The following is a 12,899-nucleotide window of genomic DNA, read 5'->3' on the forward strand; positions in this document are numbered from 1 at the left end:
CCGTTTTCGGCACGGCGACGTCGCTCCGCGTCGTCCGGGAGCGCACCGGACGTGTTGCACCGGTTCCCCGGTCGAAACCCGGAGGTGTCACGACGCCCGGTTGACGGCACCCGGTGGTGCACGACGCGAAGACCGACGACCGCACCTTGATCCGAGGAGGCCAGGTGACCCGTACGCCTTCCGGCGACGACGTGAATGCCGACGTCCACGAGAGACTGCGCGCGGAGGTCGCGAAAGGGGCGGATTTTCTGTGGGAGACCGCCCTCGAGCTGCACGCCCACCCCGAGCACGCCTTCTTTGAGCACCGGGCCGCGGCGCTGCTGACGGACGCGCTGGAGGTGGCCGGTTTCGAGGTCGAGCGCGGGACGGCCGGGATGCCCACCGCGTTCACCGCCCGCTCGGGCCACGAGCGTCCCGCCGTGGCACTGCTGCTGGAGTACGACGCCCTGCCGGGTCTCGGCCACGCCTGCGGGCACAACCTCATCGCGGCCGCCGGTCTGGGAGCGGCGCTCGCGCTGAACGCGGTGCTGGACGCCTCGGCCGGACGCGTCATGGCTGTCGGGACGCCGGCCGAGGAGGCCGGGGGCGGAAAGGTCCTGGAGGTGGAGGCCGGCGTGTTCGACGACGTCGACGCCGCGCTGATGTTCCACCCCGGCGTGTACGACTGGACGCGGGCCCCGCTGACCGCGCAGGTGCAGTACCGGGTGGCCTTCCACGGCCGCGCCGCACACCCCACCGGCAACCCCACCGAGGGCGTCGACGCCCTCCTGGCGCTGGTCGAGCTGTTCAACGTCCTGACCGCCCTGGGCAGGCGTCTGCCGGAGGCCTCCCACATCCAGGGAATCGTCACCGACGGGGGCAGGGCCACCAACATCGTCCCGGAGTACGCGGAAGGGCTGTTCGGCCTGCGCGCGGCGACGACCGAGGCGTTGGAGGACCTGACCGGGCGGTTGCGCGCCGCCGCCGAGGGCGTCGCCCACGCCACGGGCACCCGGGCCGAGGTGGAACGGGCCACGCTCCGCTACGAGCACTTCCGTGACAGCGGCCCACTGTCCGAGACGTTCGCCGGACACCTGTCCGGGGCGGGGATCGGGCTGACGCCGCCCGCGCCGGGCGTCTACCTGGGATCGTCGGACATCGGCAACGTCAGTACGCGCGTGCCCGCCATCCATCCCTTCGTCGCCATCATGGACGACGGGTCCGACCACACCCCCGAGTTCGCCGCGGCGGCCGCCTCCCCGCGGGCCCGCGACGTGCTCGTCGCCGTCACCGGCGCGCTGGCCTGCACGGCCGCGGACCTGCTCCTCGACGCGGACTTGCGCGAGGAGGCGTGGAGACTGCACCGGGAGGCGGGACGCTGAGCCATGTCCGCCACAGCCGTCTTCACCAAGTCCATCGCCCCGCAGCACCAGCCTCGTTTCCCCTGGCCGACCTGGACCGTGCTCGATCTGACAGGCCGGCGCTTTGCGGGCGACTACCTCACGAAGCTGGGCAGTTCGGCCCCGACGGGCCGGGCCTCCCAGTCCGAAGAGGCAGACCCCGCGTACGTCCACCTGGTCTCGGACACGGACTCCAGCTTTCCGGTCAGCGAGGTGACAGTCGTCACCGGTGGCCTGACCGGCACCCGGCGGTGAACGGGCCATGAGAGTCGTAGCCACCCGCCGGAGAACGCAAGACGGTGCACATGGGAAACGACGGTGACGACGTCACCGGTCTGAAGGGTGTCCTGACCGACCGGGACGTCGTGGTGAAGGTCCTGGGTGCCGGAAAGGACCCGGGCACCTGTCAGGCCGGGGAACTGGCCCAGGGTGAGGCCGTCACCATCGGTGCCGACGACGACGTGCAGGAGATCCTGCGCACCATGTCCGCGCACAAGGTGCGCCGCCTGCCGGTGATCAACGGGCACGACCTGGTCGGCATGGTCGCCCAGGCCGACGTCGCCCGCTCCCTGCCCGACCCCCAGGTCGGTGATCTGCTGCAGGCGCTGTCCACCGACTGACGCCGTCCCCGTCCCGAGCCCCGGCCCCCTGTCCCACACGACGTGAGACTGCGGGCCGGGGCTCGGGGCACCCAGGTCCGTATGCGACCCAAGCGAGCGGCGGCGGCCAGGGGAGACCCCCGATGCTGATGACACACCCTGTCGTGCCGAAGGACCGGGTCGAGCAGTACGAGGCGCTGCACGCAGAGAGCGGCGGCGAGGAATACCGGCGACACCTGGACGGCGTCAGCTCCACCCTGTGCGTGTTCACCGGCACGCGTGACATCGACTCCGCCCTCATGGCGGCACGTCACCAGATACCTGTGGCCCACCGCGCGGACAACTCACTCCTCACGAGCTGAGAGCCTGGTCCGCCACAAGCCCACGTTGGGCTGATCCTGTTCTGGCGGCATCACGGCAGCATGATCGAGGAGGGCGGATCACCCCCGCCCTCGATGCGCTCGCCCTTCAAGGCAGAAGGATCCTGTCGAGTTTCGGGAAGCGGGACCTCGTCCGCGTGGTGGCGGACGAGGAAGTCGACGAAGCGGTCGGGTCCGGACATCCGTCCCGTGGCGTCGCGGGCTCCGGTGATGCCGTCGGTGTGGAACAGCAGCCGGTCACCGGGTTCCAGCTGCTCCCCCGGCAGACGGTGGAAGTCAGACCGGGATCGGTTCGGAGAGGATGCGTGGGCGGGCACTCCAGGGTGATGAGCAGCGGCTGCCCCGAATACGGAGCAGGTCCGTACCCGGTACGCGGAGGCGTACCGGGTCAGGCACCTTGAAGCCCAGGAAGCGGCATGGCGCCACGCCACCCGACTGACCGAGTACGTGAGCGCGATACGCACGCAGTCAAGGCCATGCCACCGGGACAGACCACAGCAGAAGCCGAAGCGAGGATCAGCTGGGCAGCAGCCACCTGGCCCCGTCCGTCTTCCAGCCGACGGTGTGAAACCTCGGGTCAGCGGCCCAGGGCGTTCTCCAACTGCTTCTTACTCATCGAGGAGCGGCCCTGGATGTTGCGCTTCTTGGCCTCTTCGTACAACTGGTCCTTGGTGGGCCCCTGCGCGCCGCTGTGTGAGCGCTGCCCGCCGCGCTGGGACGCCGACTTGGGGTCACGCGTCGAGGTCCTGCTGGCGCTCTTCGACTCGCCCGACCTGGCCCGCTCCTTGTTGACCGTCCGTGCGGCGATCTCCTTGGCGCGCTTCGACGATGCGCCGCGGTCCTCGGCGCCCTCCTTGATGTGTTCGTACTGGCGCTCACGCTTGGAGCTCGATCCGGCCGGCATGGCGTATCTCCCTTCTCGGGTGGATCGGTGACTGCGACAGGTCGCCGGGAGGGTTACGGATGCTCGGTCTGCTGGTCCGGCGGCACTCCGCCGCCTTCTCCGCCGCCCTTGTCGCCCTTGTCCGTGCCGTGGGCGCTGCCGCCCTTCGCCTCCATCTCGCGGGCCTTGTTCTCGCCGCTCTGCTGGGGCGTGCCGCCGCCCTTCTGACTGCGTCGCTGTTCTGGCTGCTGTGGATTGGGCATGTGTGAGCACCTGTCTCGTTTCGGAGATTGTTCGGGGCGACGGGTTCCCCTGAAGGACCACCCGAAGCATGCAGCCGTCGTGCGGTCAGCCCGCGTCGTGGTGCACCGCGTCGTGGTGAAGGACCAGGAGAGCGATGTCGTCGGCACGCTGCCCCTCCATGCCGGCTTTGCTGAGCAGGTGGTCGATGAGCAGGTCGAGGTCCCGTTCGTCGGCATGGGCGAGATGGTGCGCGAGGCCGGCGATGGCGTCGTCGAGGTCGATCCCCGGTTTCTCGATGAGGCCGTCGGTGTAGAAGGCGAGCGTCAAGCCCGGGGCGAGGGGGATCTCGGTCAGGGGGAAGACGGCCTCGGGGTCGATTCCCAGGAGGGGGCCGGGCGAGACGTCGGCGGGCCGGGTGTCGCCGTCGGCCAGGCGCAGTAGGGGTGGCGGGTGGCCGGCGCTGGCCAGCGTCACGCGTCGGCAGGCGAAGTCGAGGCGGGCGTAGAGGCAGCTGGTGAAGAGGTCGGGGGCGAGGTCGGCGAGGAGCCGGTTGGTTCTGGCGAGGATCTGGTCGGGGGACGTGCCGACGGTCGCGTGGGCGTAGATACCGGTGCGGACCTGGCCCATCACGGCGGCGGCGGCGACGTTGTGCCCTTGGACGTCGCCGATGACGGCCGCGGCGGCGGTGTCGCCGAGCCGGATCAGGTCGTAGAAGTCACCGCCGATGGCCATGCCCCGGGTCGCGGGGAGGTAGCGGGCGGCGACGCGCAGACCGGCGATCTCGGGAAGGGCGCGCGGCAGCACCGCCTGCTGGAGGCCGTGCGCAAGTTCGTGCTTGGTGTCGTAGAGGCGGGCGCGGTCGAGCGCCTGGGCGATGAGGCCGGCGAGCGAGGTCATGACGGCGCGTTCCTCGGCCGGGAACACGCGGGGGCGGTCGTAGGACAGGATGCAGCAGCCGACGGGCCGGCCGGAGATGATCAGCGGAAGGAAGGCCCATGCCTGTTTCCCGCTGACCTGAGGGGTCTCGGGGTACAGCCGGCGCATCTCCTCCGGATCGGAGAAGAAAGCGGGGACACCGCTGCTGAGGGCGCGCCCGGCCGGGGTGAAGTCGGTGTCGACGGACAGACCGTCGAGGCGCTCGATGATGTGGGGGTCGTAGCCGCGGTATCCGGTGATCCGCAGCCGGCCGGCCTCCGCTGTGGACAGGACCAGGCCCCGCGCACCGAAGGCGGGCATGACCTGCTCGGCGACCAGGGCGACGACATCCTGGACTCCGACGACCTCGGTCAGTCCGGCGGCCAGGTGGGTGAGCTGGTAGAGCCTGCCCGCGCGGGCCGGAGTGGCCGGGCGCGCGGAGTGGCTCGACGCCGGTGCGGGCGGGGGCTGTGCACCGCTGGGGACGATACGGATGCTGATCCCGCTGGCGTCCGGGTAGAGGTGGAACTCCAGCCAGTGATCCGGGGGACGGCAGGCGGTGAAGGAGACGGGCTCACGGCTGAGCACCGCGGCACGGTAGCGGTCCTCGTAGGTGGGATCGTCGAGCCAGCGCAGGGACTGCCACGGCACCGTGCCCAGCAGTCGGCCGGCTTCGCAGTCCAGTAGGTCGCAGGCGCCGGAGCTGACGTAGGTGACCTGGCCCTCGAGGTTCAGCGCGCAGCTCCCGCCGGGCAGGCGCTCCGCGAAGTCGGCGGCGGCCATCGCCGGGCTGTCGGACCGGTCCTCTGGGGCGAGAGGGACGACGCGGGTCCGCTCGTCGCCGGACGGGGGCCTGCCGCGCTCGGCGGCTTCCTCCAGCAACCGGGCCAGACGTCGGCAACTGGCCGTGATGTGACCACGCTCCCGTCCGGTCATGTACGGCGGACGGGTGGCCGGCCACATCAGCAGCAACGCGCCCCACCTGCGGGTGCCGGTGACCGGCGCGGCGGCCAGGACCAACGGGTAGGGAAGCACGACCGACGTGCGTGGATAGGTGCGGGCCATCTCCTCCTGACTGCCCACCCACACCAGGTGTTCCTCGCGGAACGCGACGGTCACCGGTGCGGGAGCGGCCACCGCAACTTTCGACCAGGGTGCGGCGAACTCGGCCGGGGCCCCGCACAGCACGTCCAGCCGCAAGGACTGCTCATCAGGCGTGAGCAGATACAGGGCACCGATCGACGCGCCGGTCCGGCGTGCCGTGTCCGCGAACACGGCGTCCAGCTCACCGTTGTCGGCGACTGGATCACCTGCGCTGGTCACGGAAACACCTCCAGCATGCGGGCCCTACGAGGACGCTACGCCCATGGGAGGTGGTCGGCACGCCGTCTCGCGCGGCCGGTCGCCGCCCTCCTCGGCCCACGGGACTGAGATCCGTTCTCGCCTACAACCGAGTGGCAGGCGTGGTAGTCATCCGCAACGAGGACGGCGCACACCACGTGAGCAGTGAGATCTCCGGTGCTTGGCAGACCCCACCGACGTCACGGCTGGCCGCGCGCCCATGAGGGGCGGCGCAGTTCGGCAGTAGTGGGGGATGACCGGTGAGATCGGTGATCAGTTCGTGCCGCTCGCCCGGAGTTCGGGTGCCGCCCGCGGTTCGAGAAACTGGCACGTGGCCGGCCTCAGGGTATGGCAGCCGCCCAGTGCCTACGCGAGCACCTTGATGATCATTCCGCTGCGGGGGCGGGTGGGGATGCGGTTCAAGGGGACGGTCGGGTCCTGCGGCGGAACCTCGTAGCTCAGCTGGGCCAAGCGCTGGGCGAGCGTCTCGAGGACACCCACGGCCATGGCCTCGCCGGGGCAGCGGTGTCCGGCGCGGGGATCCGCGCCGCCCTGAGGGATCAGGTCGTCCCGGCCGGGCGGGTGGTCGAGGAAGCGTTCCGGGCGGAAGGCGTACGGATCCTTGAACAACCGCTCGTCGTGGTTCTGCCCGTAGACGTCCAGCAGAACCAGCCCGCCGGCCGGGACGCGGCGGCCGTGCCAGGTCAGGTCGGTGACGGCCTGCCCGCCCAGGAACGGAGCGAAGGGATAGAACCGGCGGACCTCATGGGCGAACGCCGTGGCGAACGCCGCCTCGCCCGATCGCAGCCGCTCCGAATGCTCCGGCCAGCAGTGCAGGGCGTGCGCGGCGAAGGCCACGAACCAGCTCAGCGCGGTGGTGGGCCGGATGACGTTGAGGAGTTCCACCGCCGCGATCCGGGGGGACAGCTCGGCGCCGGAAGCGTCTCGGTGGCCGCAGACGCGGTCCAGTACGGAACCGGTCGGGGCGTCGACCGCCCCGGACCTGACCCGGGCCACCAGGTCCGCGAATCGCTGTTCCCGACGGGTACGGGCCCGCCTGGCCCGCCAGTGGCGTGGGCCCACCGTTGCGAAACCGTCGACCATGGCCAGCAGGTCCCGCGCGAGCGGTTCCTCCTCGTCCTCGGTAAGGGGCACGCCCGCCCAGCGGCAGACACCACGCGTGATCACCCGGCTGACGGCGTCGAGGAGCACCACCTCCGGCCGCTCCCGCCAGCGCGGTACGGCCTCGTCCCAGGCATCGGCGATGTGCCCGGCCGAACCTGTCACCGCGTCGGTCTCCAGCAGGGGCAGGAAAAAGGACTTCCGCTGCCGGTGCGCGTCGCCGTCGAGGGTGTGGACCGCGCCGTGACCGAAGAGAGTGCTCAGGACCGGGCCGGGGAGCGCGCCGTGGCGCCGGACGTGTTCCTCGTCGTAGAAGAAGCAGACCGCGTCGGGCCCCCGAACGGCCAGGGCCGGCTTGCCGAGGACGCGCAGGGTCAGCGCCGTGTCGTTCTCGGCGCGCATCAGATCGGGCAGCCAGGCGTAGCCCTCGGTCAGCAGAGCCAGGGACTCGGGAACCAGTCGATGAGCACTCATGTCCACTGGAGTGCCCGTGACGGCCCGTGCGATACCGGCGCGGTTCGGCCACCGGAAGGCCGCCCCCGCGTCACTCCCGTCGCGCGGAACCCGGTTCGTCACCGGTGCCCGGTTCCGCCATCCGCCGGTGGGCCGCCGCCTTGACCCCGTCGGGCAGGACTTTCCCTGCCAAACCCTGCGCCTTGGCCTTCCACGATCCGGTCGCGGCCTTCCTCTCGCCGTTCACGACCGCTTCGAACGCCTGCTCGGCCACCTGCGCGGGATCGCCCTTCACCGCGGTCCCGATCCGGGTGCCGTCCGCCATGTCCGCCCGCTCGAAGAAGTCCGTGTCCGTCGGGCCCGGCATGAAGGAGGTGACCCGTCACCCCAGTGTCCTTCACCTCTTCCGCCAGCGCTTGGGCGAAGGACTGCACGAATGCTTTAGAGGCGTTGCAGAAGGGCTGGAACGAGCCGGGCATCGTCGAGGCGAACGACGAGGCGAACGCGAGCCGGACCGCCCCGCGCGTCACCATGGCCCGCAGCAGCAGCTTGGCCGGCCGCACGGTCGCGGTGACGTCGAGATCGACGACCTACCGGTCATCGGCCAGGTCGGTGTCCACCAAGGCTCCACCCTGGCCCACACCCGCGTTGAGGGCCGCCGCGTCGACCGTCAGACCGTCGAGCGCGTCCAGCAGCCGAAACCGTCCCTCGCCGGTCCGCAAGTCGGCGCGCACGGCGCGGATCTCATGTCAGGGCACCGCCACCCTGCCGGGTCGGCGGTTCCGGGAGGGGCCGGCATCCGCGGGTGAGTCTCACGGCGCCGGGCAGTGTGGCTGCCACGCGCAGGTATCGGCAGACACCGGTTGCGCGGAAGACCCTGCGGGCCAGCGATCGACGCGCCACCACACACAGCACGGCTCCACGGCTATGGGCGAATCGCCGGGTACGCAGCAGGACACTGACAGCCATGGCGGTGACCAAGGGCGTTTGCACATCGATGATCACGGTGCGGGCGGCCGACCGCGAGATCTCCCCACAGAGGTGCCCGTGGGCGACGTCCTCCGTGTTGAAATCGATGGCGTCGTCGATCTCAATCACGATCTGGTCTTCGGTGAGGCGGTGGCACGGAAACAGCAACACGGACTCCTCGGATGCATGCCTGGCTAGCGGGCTGCCTCTTCCTGACGCCGTATCCGTCGTACCCCTGCCCCTGCGGCTGACGCCGAAGATCGGAGTGGTCTTGCCCACCCGACCCCGCAGACTGGACACGGGCACGGATTGCGGATCCGACGTGCCCCTGCCCTGCCGGCCAGAATGTCTGCGGTGATGTCGGACAGCGTCCGACCCGACCCGAACGCTCCGGTGCGGAAAAGCGCCAGGGCACCCTCGAACACAGGTGCACTCCGCCGCGCCGACCCCTGGCTGAGATCACCGCGTGCGCCGACGTCCTCTCGCGCACGGACATGCAATGCCTCCTCGCGACATAGCCGGCCCGCTGCGTGCCCCGGGGTTGTACCGAGCATTCCTTCAAGATCATCCGGCCACTTAGGACCGGCTCGCGTGCGGTCCGCGCGGACGCGACCGGGTGGAACTGGGGACCCGCAGGCTGCCGCCCTCCGAAGTCGGCCCCCGTCCGCCCGGTGCAGCGGCGGAGTGGGCGGGGAGTATGTCAGCCCAGGGAATCGATCAGGTCGTTGCACGCCTGTTCGCAGCGGCGGCAGGCTTCGGCGCACACGCGGCAGTGGTCGTGCTGGTCGGCGTGGCGCCCGCACTCGTCGGCACAGGCTTTGCAGACGGTGGCGCATGCCTGGAGGATCGCGCGGGTGATGTTGGCGTCGTAGCCGGTGTGGCGGGACAGTACCGCGGCGGTGGCGTTGCAGATGTCGGCACAGTCGGCGTTCGTGCGGATGCACTTGGTCAGTTCACTGACCATCTCCTCCGACAGGCATGCGTCCGCGCACGCGGTGCACGCCTGTGCACAGGCGGTGCATTCCTCGATGCACCGGGCGAGCTTCTCCCGGTCCACTCCGCCCAGATCGGCAGGGTAGGTACCGAGCATGTCCTTGACTGCAGTGGCCATGAAAGAACCCTCCAGTGGTGTCCAGCGACGGCTGATGCCGTCCACGTAGGGGTAACACCACGCCGGACGCCGCAAACCGCCGAGTGCTCCGTCAGTACCGCTCGGCCCTGATCGCGGTCGCGGTGCGTTGAACCTGGCGCGAACGGAGGCAACGGCCGCGGCCGCAGATGAGGGGGCAGGGTTGGGCAACGGCGAGGAGGCCGTGGAGACGATGCGCCGAAGGTTCGCGGCAATCAGCCCCTTCACGTCGCGTCCCGGAACCGGAGGCGTGCCGACGCTGCGAACAGGCGCCAACGCTCTGATCATCTCCCTGGGCCGACGGTCTTGCGGTTGGCCGGCACCCGTACACCGGGGTAAAGCACCGGCGACTCGTGCGGTTCAGGACCTGACGCGACGAAACAGCGCGTACCCCGTCCCGGCGAGGCCGGCCGCGGTCGCGGCGCGTCCGATGCGGTGGCGGCTCGCGGCTCGCGCGCCGCTCGTTGGTAGTGCCTACGCGGGTCCCTCCGGAGAGCCGGTTACGACGGCGGCGTCCAGGGCGGGACGTTACTACGGGGAACCGAGTTCGACGCGCTTCGGACTCCCCTACTACACACCGGAAACCCGTCGTCCATGAGTCGTATCAACCCGGAAGGCGGCCGGAGGAACTGCGGACTGTGTGCGACCGCCGGCAACGACCTCATGGCCGGCCGGAATCCGAACGGGGTGTCTGGAGCAGACCGCCCGCTGACGCGGGCCGAGTTGTCGGCGATGACGGGGCTACCGTTCCAGAAGGTCGGCGGCCTCAACGTCATCGTGAGCGACACGCTGCGCTGGGGACCCGGTGCTCGGGCGATCATAGGAGCATGGCCCAGGAAGGGCGTGGGTCACTGCTTCAATGTCGCGAACATCGATGGAAAGGTAGTCTTCCTCGACTACCAGCCGGGCAAGGCCGATCCAGCGCACAAGAAATACCGCGACTACTACGTGATGAGGACCAACTGACATGCTCGACCCGGAAGAAGCCGAGCGCAGGGCCGCGGAGTTCCTCACGGAGGAAAGCAGAGCATGGGGGCTGTCCTCCAACGTGAGGATCATTCCCGAGTACTGCTTCACGGACAAGGGACGGTTCATCGCTCCCTATGACCATGTCGAGTACCTCGATCACGGACGTCAGGACATGCAACTCGGCGGGAACCTGCCCGTGGCCGTCGACCTGAATACCGGAGCGTGCTCATTCGTCACCCGGGAGGAAGCGGATGACCTGATGGAGCGTGATCTGCTCTGAGTTCGAGCAAGCGGGTCAGCCCGGTGAAGTAGCGGATTTGCCGTGCCTTCTGGTTTCAACGGCCGAGTGAGCACCGCTGTAGGACTACTGGAAAGGCACGGCAGTCCGCACGCAGTCCGGCCCGGGTGATCGCGACGCTGCCGCGTGCGAGCCCCGGCCGTCACCCAGCAGGGAAGCCCTCTTCGATGTCTTGCCCTCCTGGATGCGGCGTTCGCCGTACGTCTGGGTGTGCGGGTCGTGGCGCAGGCGGGTAATGACGATGCGGTGCAGGGCGGTGTTGGCCCGCCGGTCGCCGCTGTGGTTGAGCCGGCATGTGCTACCTCGGCCGGAGGAGTATTCGATGAGGCTAGCTCCGCAAAGGGCGGTAAAGGACGCCTCGGTGTTCAGCCGCTTGGGACGTCCATCATGGCTGCGATCGCAAATGCAGCGTCCACGAGGACAGCGCTGGAAGACAAACTGCATGACGAGCCGAACGCGTCACGCGTGCACGCACAGTCAACTTCACGGCGCTGCCCCACCCGAGCCCTCCGGTGAGGCTGCATCGCATGGCTCCGGGCAGAGGCCCACCAAGGATGCTCCTCGGCGGAGCCTCGGTCTATCACCGGCGCTGTCACGCGTCTGTCACCAACTACGCCGACGCCCCCGGACTGTGACGCCCTGACCTGCTACAACGCACCCACGATGGACTGACGTGGACGCCCGTAGACGGTCTCTACAACCTGTGCCATGTGGTGCTGTTGCAGCCCGAACCGGAGGGCAATTTTGTCAGGCTTCGCTGCGGCCTCAGGCCGCGTCCCACAGCCCGGCGTCCAAAACCCGCGCCGCCTTGGTGATGCTCCCCGGCATCAGGTGCCGGTAGGTGCGGTACGTCTCCTCGATCGACTTGTGTCCCATCCACTCGGCCACGTCGGTGATCGGGATGCCGCTGCCCAGCGCGTTGGAGGCGAAGTAGTGCCGGAAGCCGTACATCCCTATCCCGTCCGCGACGGGCAGCTTCTCGAAGAGTGCGCGGACGCGCCGGCGTTCCATCGGCTCCGTGTAGTACCCGCTCGGCCCCCGCAGCAGATACCCCTCCCGCGTGGCGCCGTGCTTTGCCTCATGGTGTTCGATCGCCTCCCGTACCGAGCGGGGCAGCGGCACCTCCCGGAACTCCCCCCCTTGCGGTGCTTCAGCTTCGCCGGCCGGTGCGTGTTGGAGTGGATCTGCTCGTGCACCCGGTACACGTCCTCGGCCACCAGATTGTTGATGTTCACCGCCCGCGCTTCGCCGTTGCGCAGTCCGCACCCCGCCATCATCACGATCTCCAGTGCAAGGTCATCCTTCGCGACAGCCAGAGCCTGCTTCAGATAGGCCAGGTCCGGAATGACCGCCCTCTGGCGGACGTACTCCGGCTCCTGCACCCCCTTGACCGGGTCATCCACCATCGCCCCTTTGTCGTAGGCGTCCCGCAGAATCGCCTTGAGCGTGCGCAGGATGTTGACTTGATTCCCCCGGCCGACGCCATCGGCCTCCAGCTCGTCCAGGAAGCGCTCCACCACGATGGGAGTGACGGATATCAGCTTCCGTGACCCCAGGCGCGGAACGATATGGACGTTGATGGAGCTGCTGACGTGCTCGCCCGTGGCGTACGCGGTCATCCGGCGCTGGCGGGGCAGCCACTGCTTCGCGTATTCCGCGACCGTCTTCTGCCCCAGCTCCCGGCGCGCTTCCGCAACGGACGGCGCCGTGCGCTTCTTCTCCGCATAGATCTGCGTGAGGCGCTCGATCGCGTCGTCCTGCGTGTCGAACCCGCCCTCCTCGACCTGCTTCCCTCGACCGTCGCGGAAACGGATCGTGTAGGAGTGCGGGCACCGCGTCGGCCTGGCACAGCCGCAGTCCTTGAAGAACGACCCCATACCGCGGGCAATTTGACGAGCCACGTGACGCACCTTCCGAGCGGGAGCCGGGCATCTGCGCCCAGGCACCGCGCCGCGGCGGTCACCAGGTCAGCAAGCCAGGACGCCCTCGCGCCCGATGCTGACCATTTGCTGACCTGAGCGGCCCCACTACGCCTCTGAGCTGCACAAACGACCAGATGCTAGATCTTGGACTTGAACATGGTGCGCAGCATGTCGGACTCCCGAAAGACGGCTCCCTGCCTGCTTCGTGCAGGTCAAGGGCGGTCTTCACTGTACATGGGCACGCCTCCCGGTCGAAGACCTCGCAGAACATCGTGCACCGTACCGAGCAGGCTTCCC

14 protein-coding genes and 4 pseudogenes are annotated in these 12,899 nt (G+C 69.3%); 7 read left to right on the forward strand and 11 right to left on the reverse strand.

What is annotated here, in order from left to right; genetic code table 11:
• The first annotated feature begins 164 nt into the window (after positions 1-164).
• From ACH5AO_RS00090 to ACH5AO_RS00105, 4 genes and pseudogenes are all read left to right on the forward strand, one after another.
• Positions 165-1,361, forward strand: a complete 1,197-nt coding sequence (locus ACH5AO_RS00090) for an amidohydrolase (RefSeq protein WP_398920122.1) — start codon at positions 165-167, stop codon at positions 1,359-1,361.
• Between the two features lie 3 nt (positions 1,362-1,364).
• Entirely contained in the window at positions 1,365-1,634 is a 270-nt protein-coding gene (locus ACH5AO_RS00095; protein ID WP_398920124.1) for a short-chain dehydrogenase/reductase SDR, read from the forward strand.
• Between the two features lie 80 nt (positions 1,635-1,714).
• Positions 1,715-1,999: pseudogene (locus tag ACH5AO_RS00100) on the forward strand (CBS domain-containing protein); the annotation flags it as partial.
• A 122-nt stretch (positions 2,000-2,121) separates the two neighbouring features.
• A complete protein-coding gene (locus ACH5AO_RS00105) occupies positions 2,122-2,340 on the forward strand; it encodes a DUF5133 domain-containing protein (RefSeq protein ID WP_398920126.1) in 219 nt (72 codons plus the stop codon).
• Positions 2,341-2,390: 50 nt separating this feature from the next.
• Here the strand turns inward: ACH5AO_RS00105 and ACH5AO_RS00110 are convergent, their stop codons facing one another.
• The 4 genes from ACH5AO_RS00110 to ACH5AO_RS00125 all read right to left on the reverse strand — a co-directional run bounded on the left by ACH5AO_RS00110 (position 2,391) and on the right by ACH5AO_RS00125 (position 5,722).
• Positions 2,391-2,675, reverse strand: a complete 285-nt coding sequence (locus ACH5AO_RS00110) for a SpoIIE family protein phosphatase (RefSeq protein WP_398920128.1) — start codon at positions 2,673-2,675, stop codon at positions 2,391-2,393.
• 260 nt (positions 2,676-2,935) lie between these two features.
• Positions 2,936-3,262, reverse strand: coding sequence for a plasmid stabilization protein (locus ACH5AO_RS00115; protein WP_398920130.1), 327 nt, complete (start codon positions 3,260-3,262; stop codon positions 2,936-2,938).
• 53 nt (positions 3,263-3,315) lie between these two features.
• Positions 3,316-3,504, reverse strand: a complete 189-nt coding sequence (locus tag ACH5AO_RS00120; protein WP_398920132.1) for a hypothetical protein — start codon at positions 3,502-3,504, stop codon at positions 3,316-3,318.
• An 85-nt stretch (positions 3,505-3,589) separates the two neighbouring features.
• On the reverse strand, positions 3,590-5,722 hold the full coding sequence (locus ACH5AO_RS00125) for a SpoIIE family protein phosphatase (RefSeq protein ID WP_398920134.1): 2,133 nt from the start codon (positions 5,720-5,722) through the stop codon (positions 3,590-3,592).
• A 116-nt stretch (positions 5,723-5,838) separates the two neighbouring features.
• Here ACH5AO_RS00125 and ACH5AO_RS00130 point away from each other — a divergent pair.
• Positions 5,839-5,922, forward strand: a pseudogene (locus ACH5AO_RS00130) (flavodoxin family protein); the annotation flags it as partial.
• A gap of 184 nt (positions 5,923-6,106) precedes the next feature.
• Here the strand turns inward: ACH5AO_RS00130 and ACH5AO_RS00135 are convergent.
• The 4 genes and pseudogenes from ACH5AO_RS00135 to ACH5AO_RS00150 form a co-directional block, all read right to left on the reverse strand.
• A complete protein-coding gene (locus tag ACH5AO_RS00135) occupies positions 6,107-7,336 on the reverse strand; it encodes a cytochrome P450 (protein WP_398920136.1) in 1,230 nt (409 codons plus the stop codon).
• Between the two features lie 70 nt (positions 7,337-7,406).
• Positions 7,407-8,061: pseudogene (locus ACH5AO_RS00140) on the reverse strand (SDR family NAD(P)-dependent oxidoreductase); the annotation flags it as partial.
• Entirely contained in the window at positions 8,060-8,590 is a 531-nt protein-coding gene (locus ACH5AO_RS00145; RefSeq protein ID WP_398920138.1) for an STAS domain-containing protein, read from the reverse strand. The gene ACH5AO_RS00145 and the pseudogene ACH5AO_RS00140, both read right to left, overlap by 2 nt.
• A gap of 394 nt (positions 8,591-8,984) precedes the next feature.
• Entirely contained in the window at positions 8,985-9,395 is a 411-nt protein-coding gene (locus ACH5AO_RS00150) for a four-helix bundle copper-binding protein (protein ID WP_398920140.1), read from the reverse strand.
• A 612-nt stretch (positions 9,396-10,007) separates the two neighbouring features.
• Between ACH5AO_RS00150 and ACH5AO_RS00155 the strand changes: the two genes are divergently transcribed.
• On the forward strand, positions 10,008-10,379 hold the full coding sequence (locus ACH5AO_RS00155) for a toxin glutamine deamidase domain-containing protein (RefSeq protein ID WP_398920142.1): 372 nt from the start codon (positions 10,008-10,010) through the stop codon (positions 10,377-10,379).
• A gap of 1 nt (position 10,380) precedes the next feature.
• Positions 10,381-10,662, forward strand: a complete 282-nt coding sequence (locus ACH5AO_RS00160) for a hypothetical protein (protein ID WP_398920144.1) — start codon at positions 10,381-10,383, stop codon at positions 10,660-10,662.
• A gap of 84 nt (positions 10,663-10,746) precedes the next feature.
• On the opposite strand, the gene ACH5AO_RS00165 is transcribed toward ACH5AO_RS00160, so the two are convergent.
• From ACH5AO_RS00165 to ACH5AO_RS00175, 3 genes and pseudogenes are all read right to left on the reverse strand, one after another.
• Positions 10,747-11,124: a transposase gene (locus tag ACH5AO_RS00165; protein WP_398920146.1), complete on the reverse strand. Its 378-nt coding sequence runs from the start codon at positions 11,122-11,124 to the stop codon at positions 10,747-10,749.
• Positions 11,125-11,445: 321 nt separating this feature from the next.
• Positions 11,446-11,946 carry a tyrosine-type recombinase/integrase gene (locus ACH5AO_RS00170; protein WP_398921057.1) on the reverse strand — a complete coding sequence of 167 codons (501 nt, stop codon included), beginning with the start codon at positions 11,944-11,946 and terminating at the stop codon, positions 11,446-11,448.
• Between the two features lie 287 nt (positions 11,947-12,233).
• Positions 12,234-12,557: pseudogene (locus tag ACH5AO_RS00175) on the reverse strand (integrase); the annotation flags it as partial.
• Positions 12,558-12,899 lie beyond the last annotated feature (342 nt).

The organism is Streptomyces sp. NPDC018964, from assembly GCF_044390325.1.
Classification (GTDB): domain Bacteria; phylum Actinomycetota; class Actinomycetes; order Streptomycetales; family Streptomycetaceae; genus Streptomyces.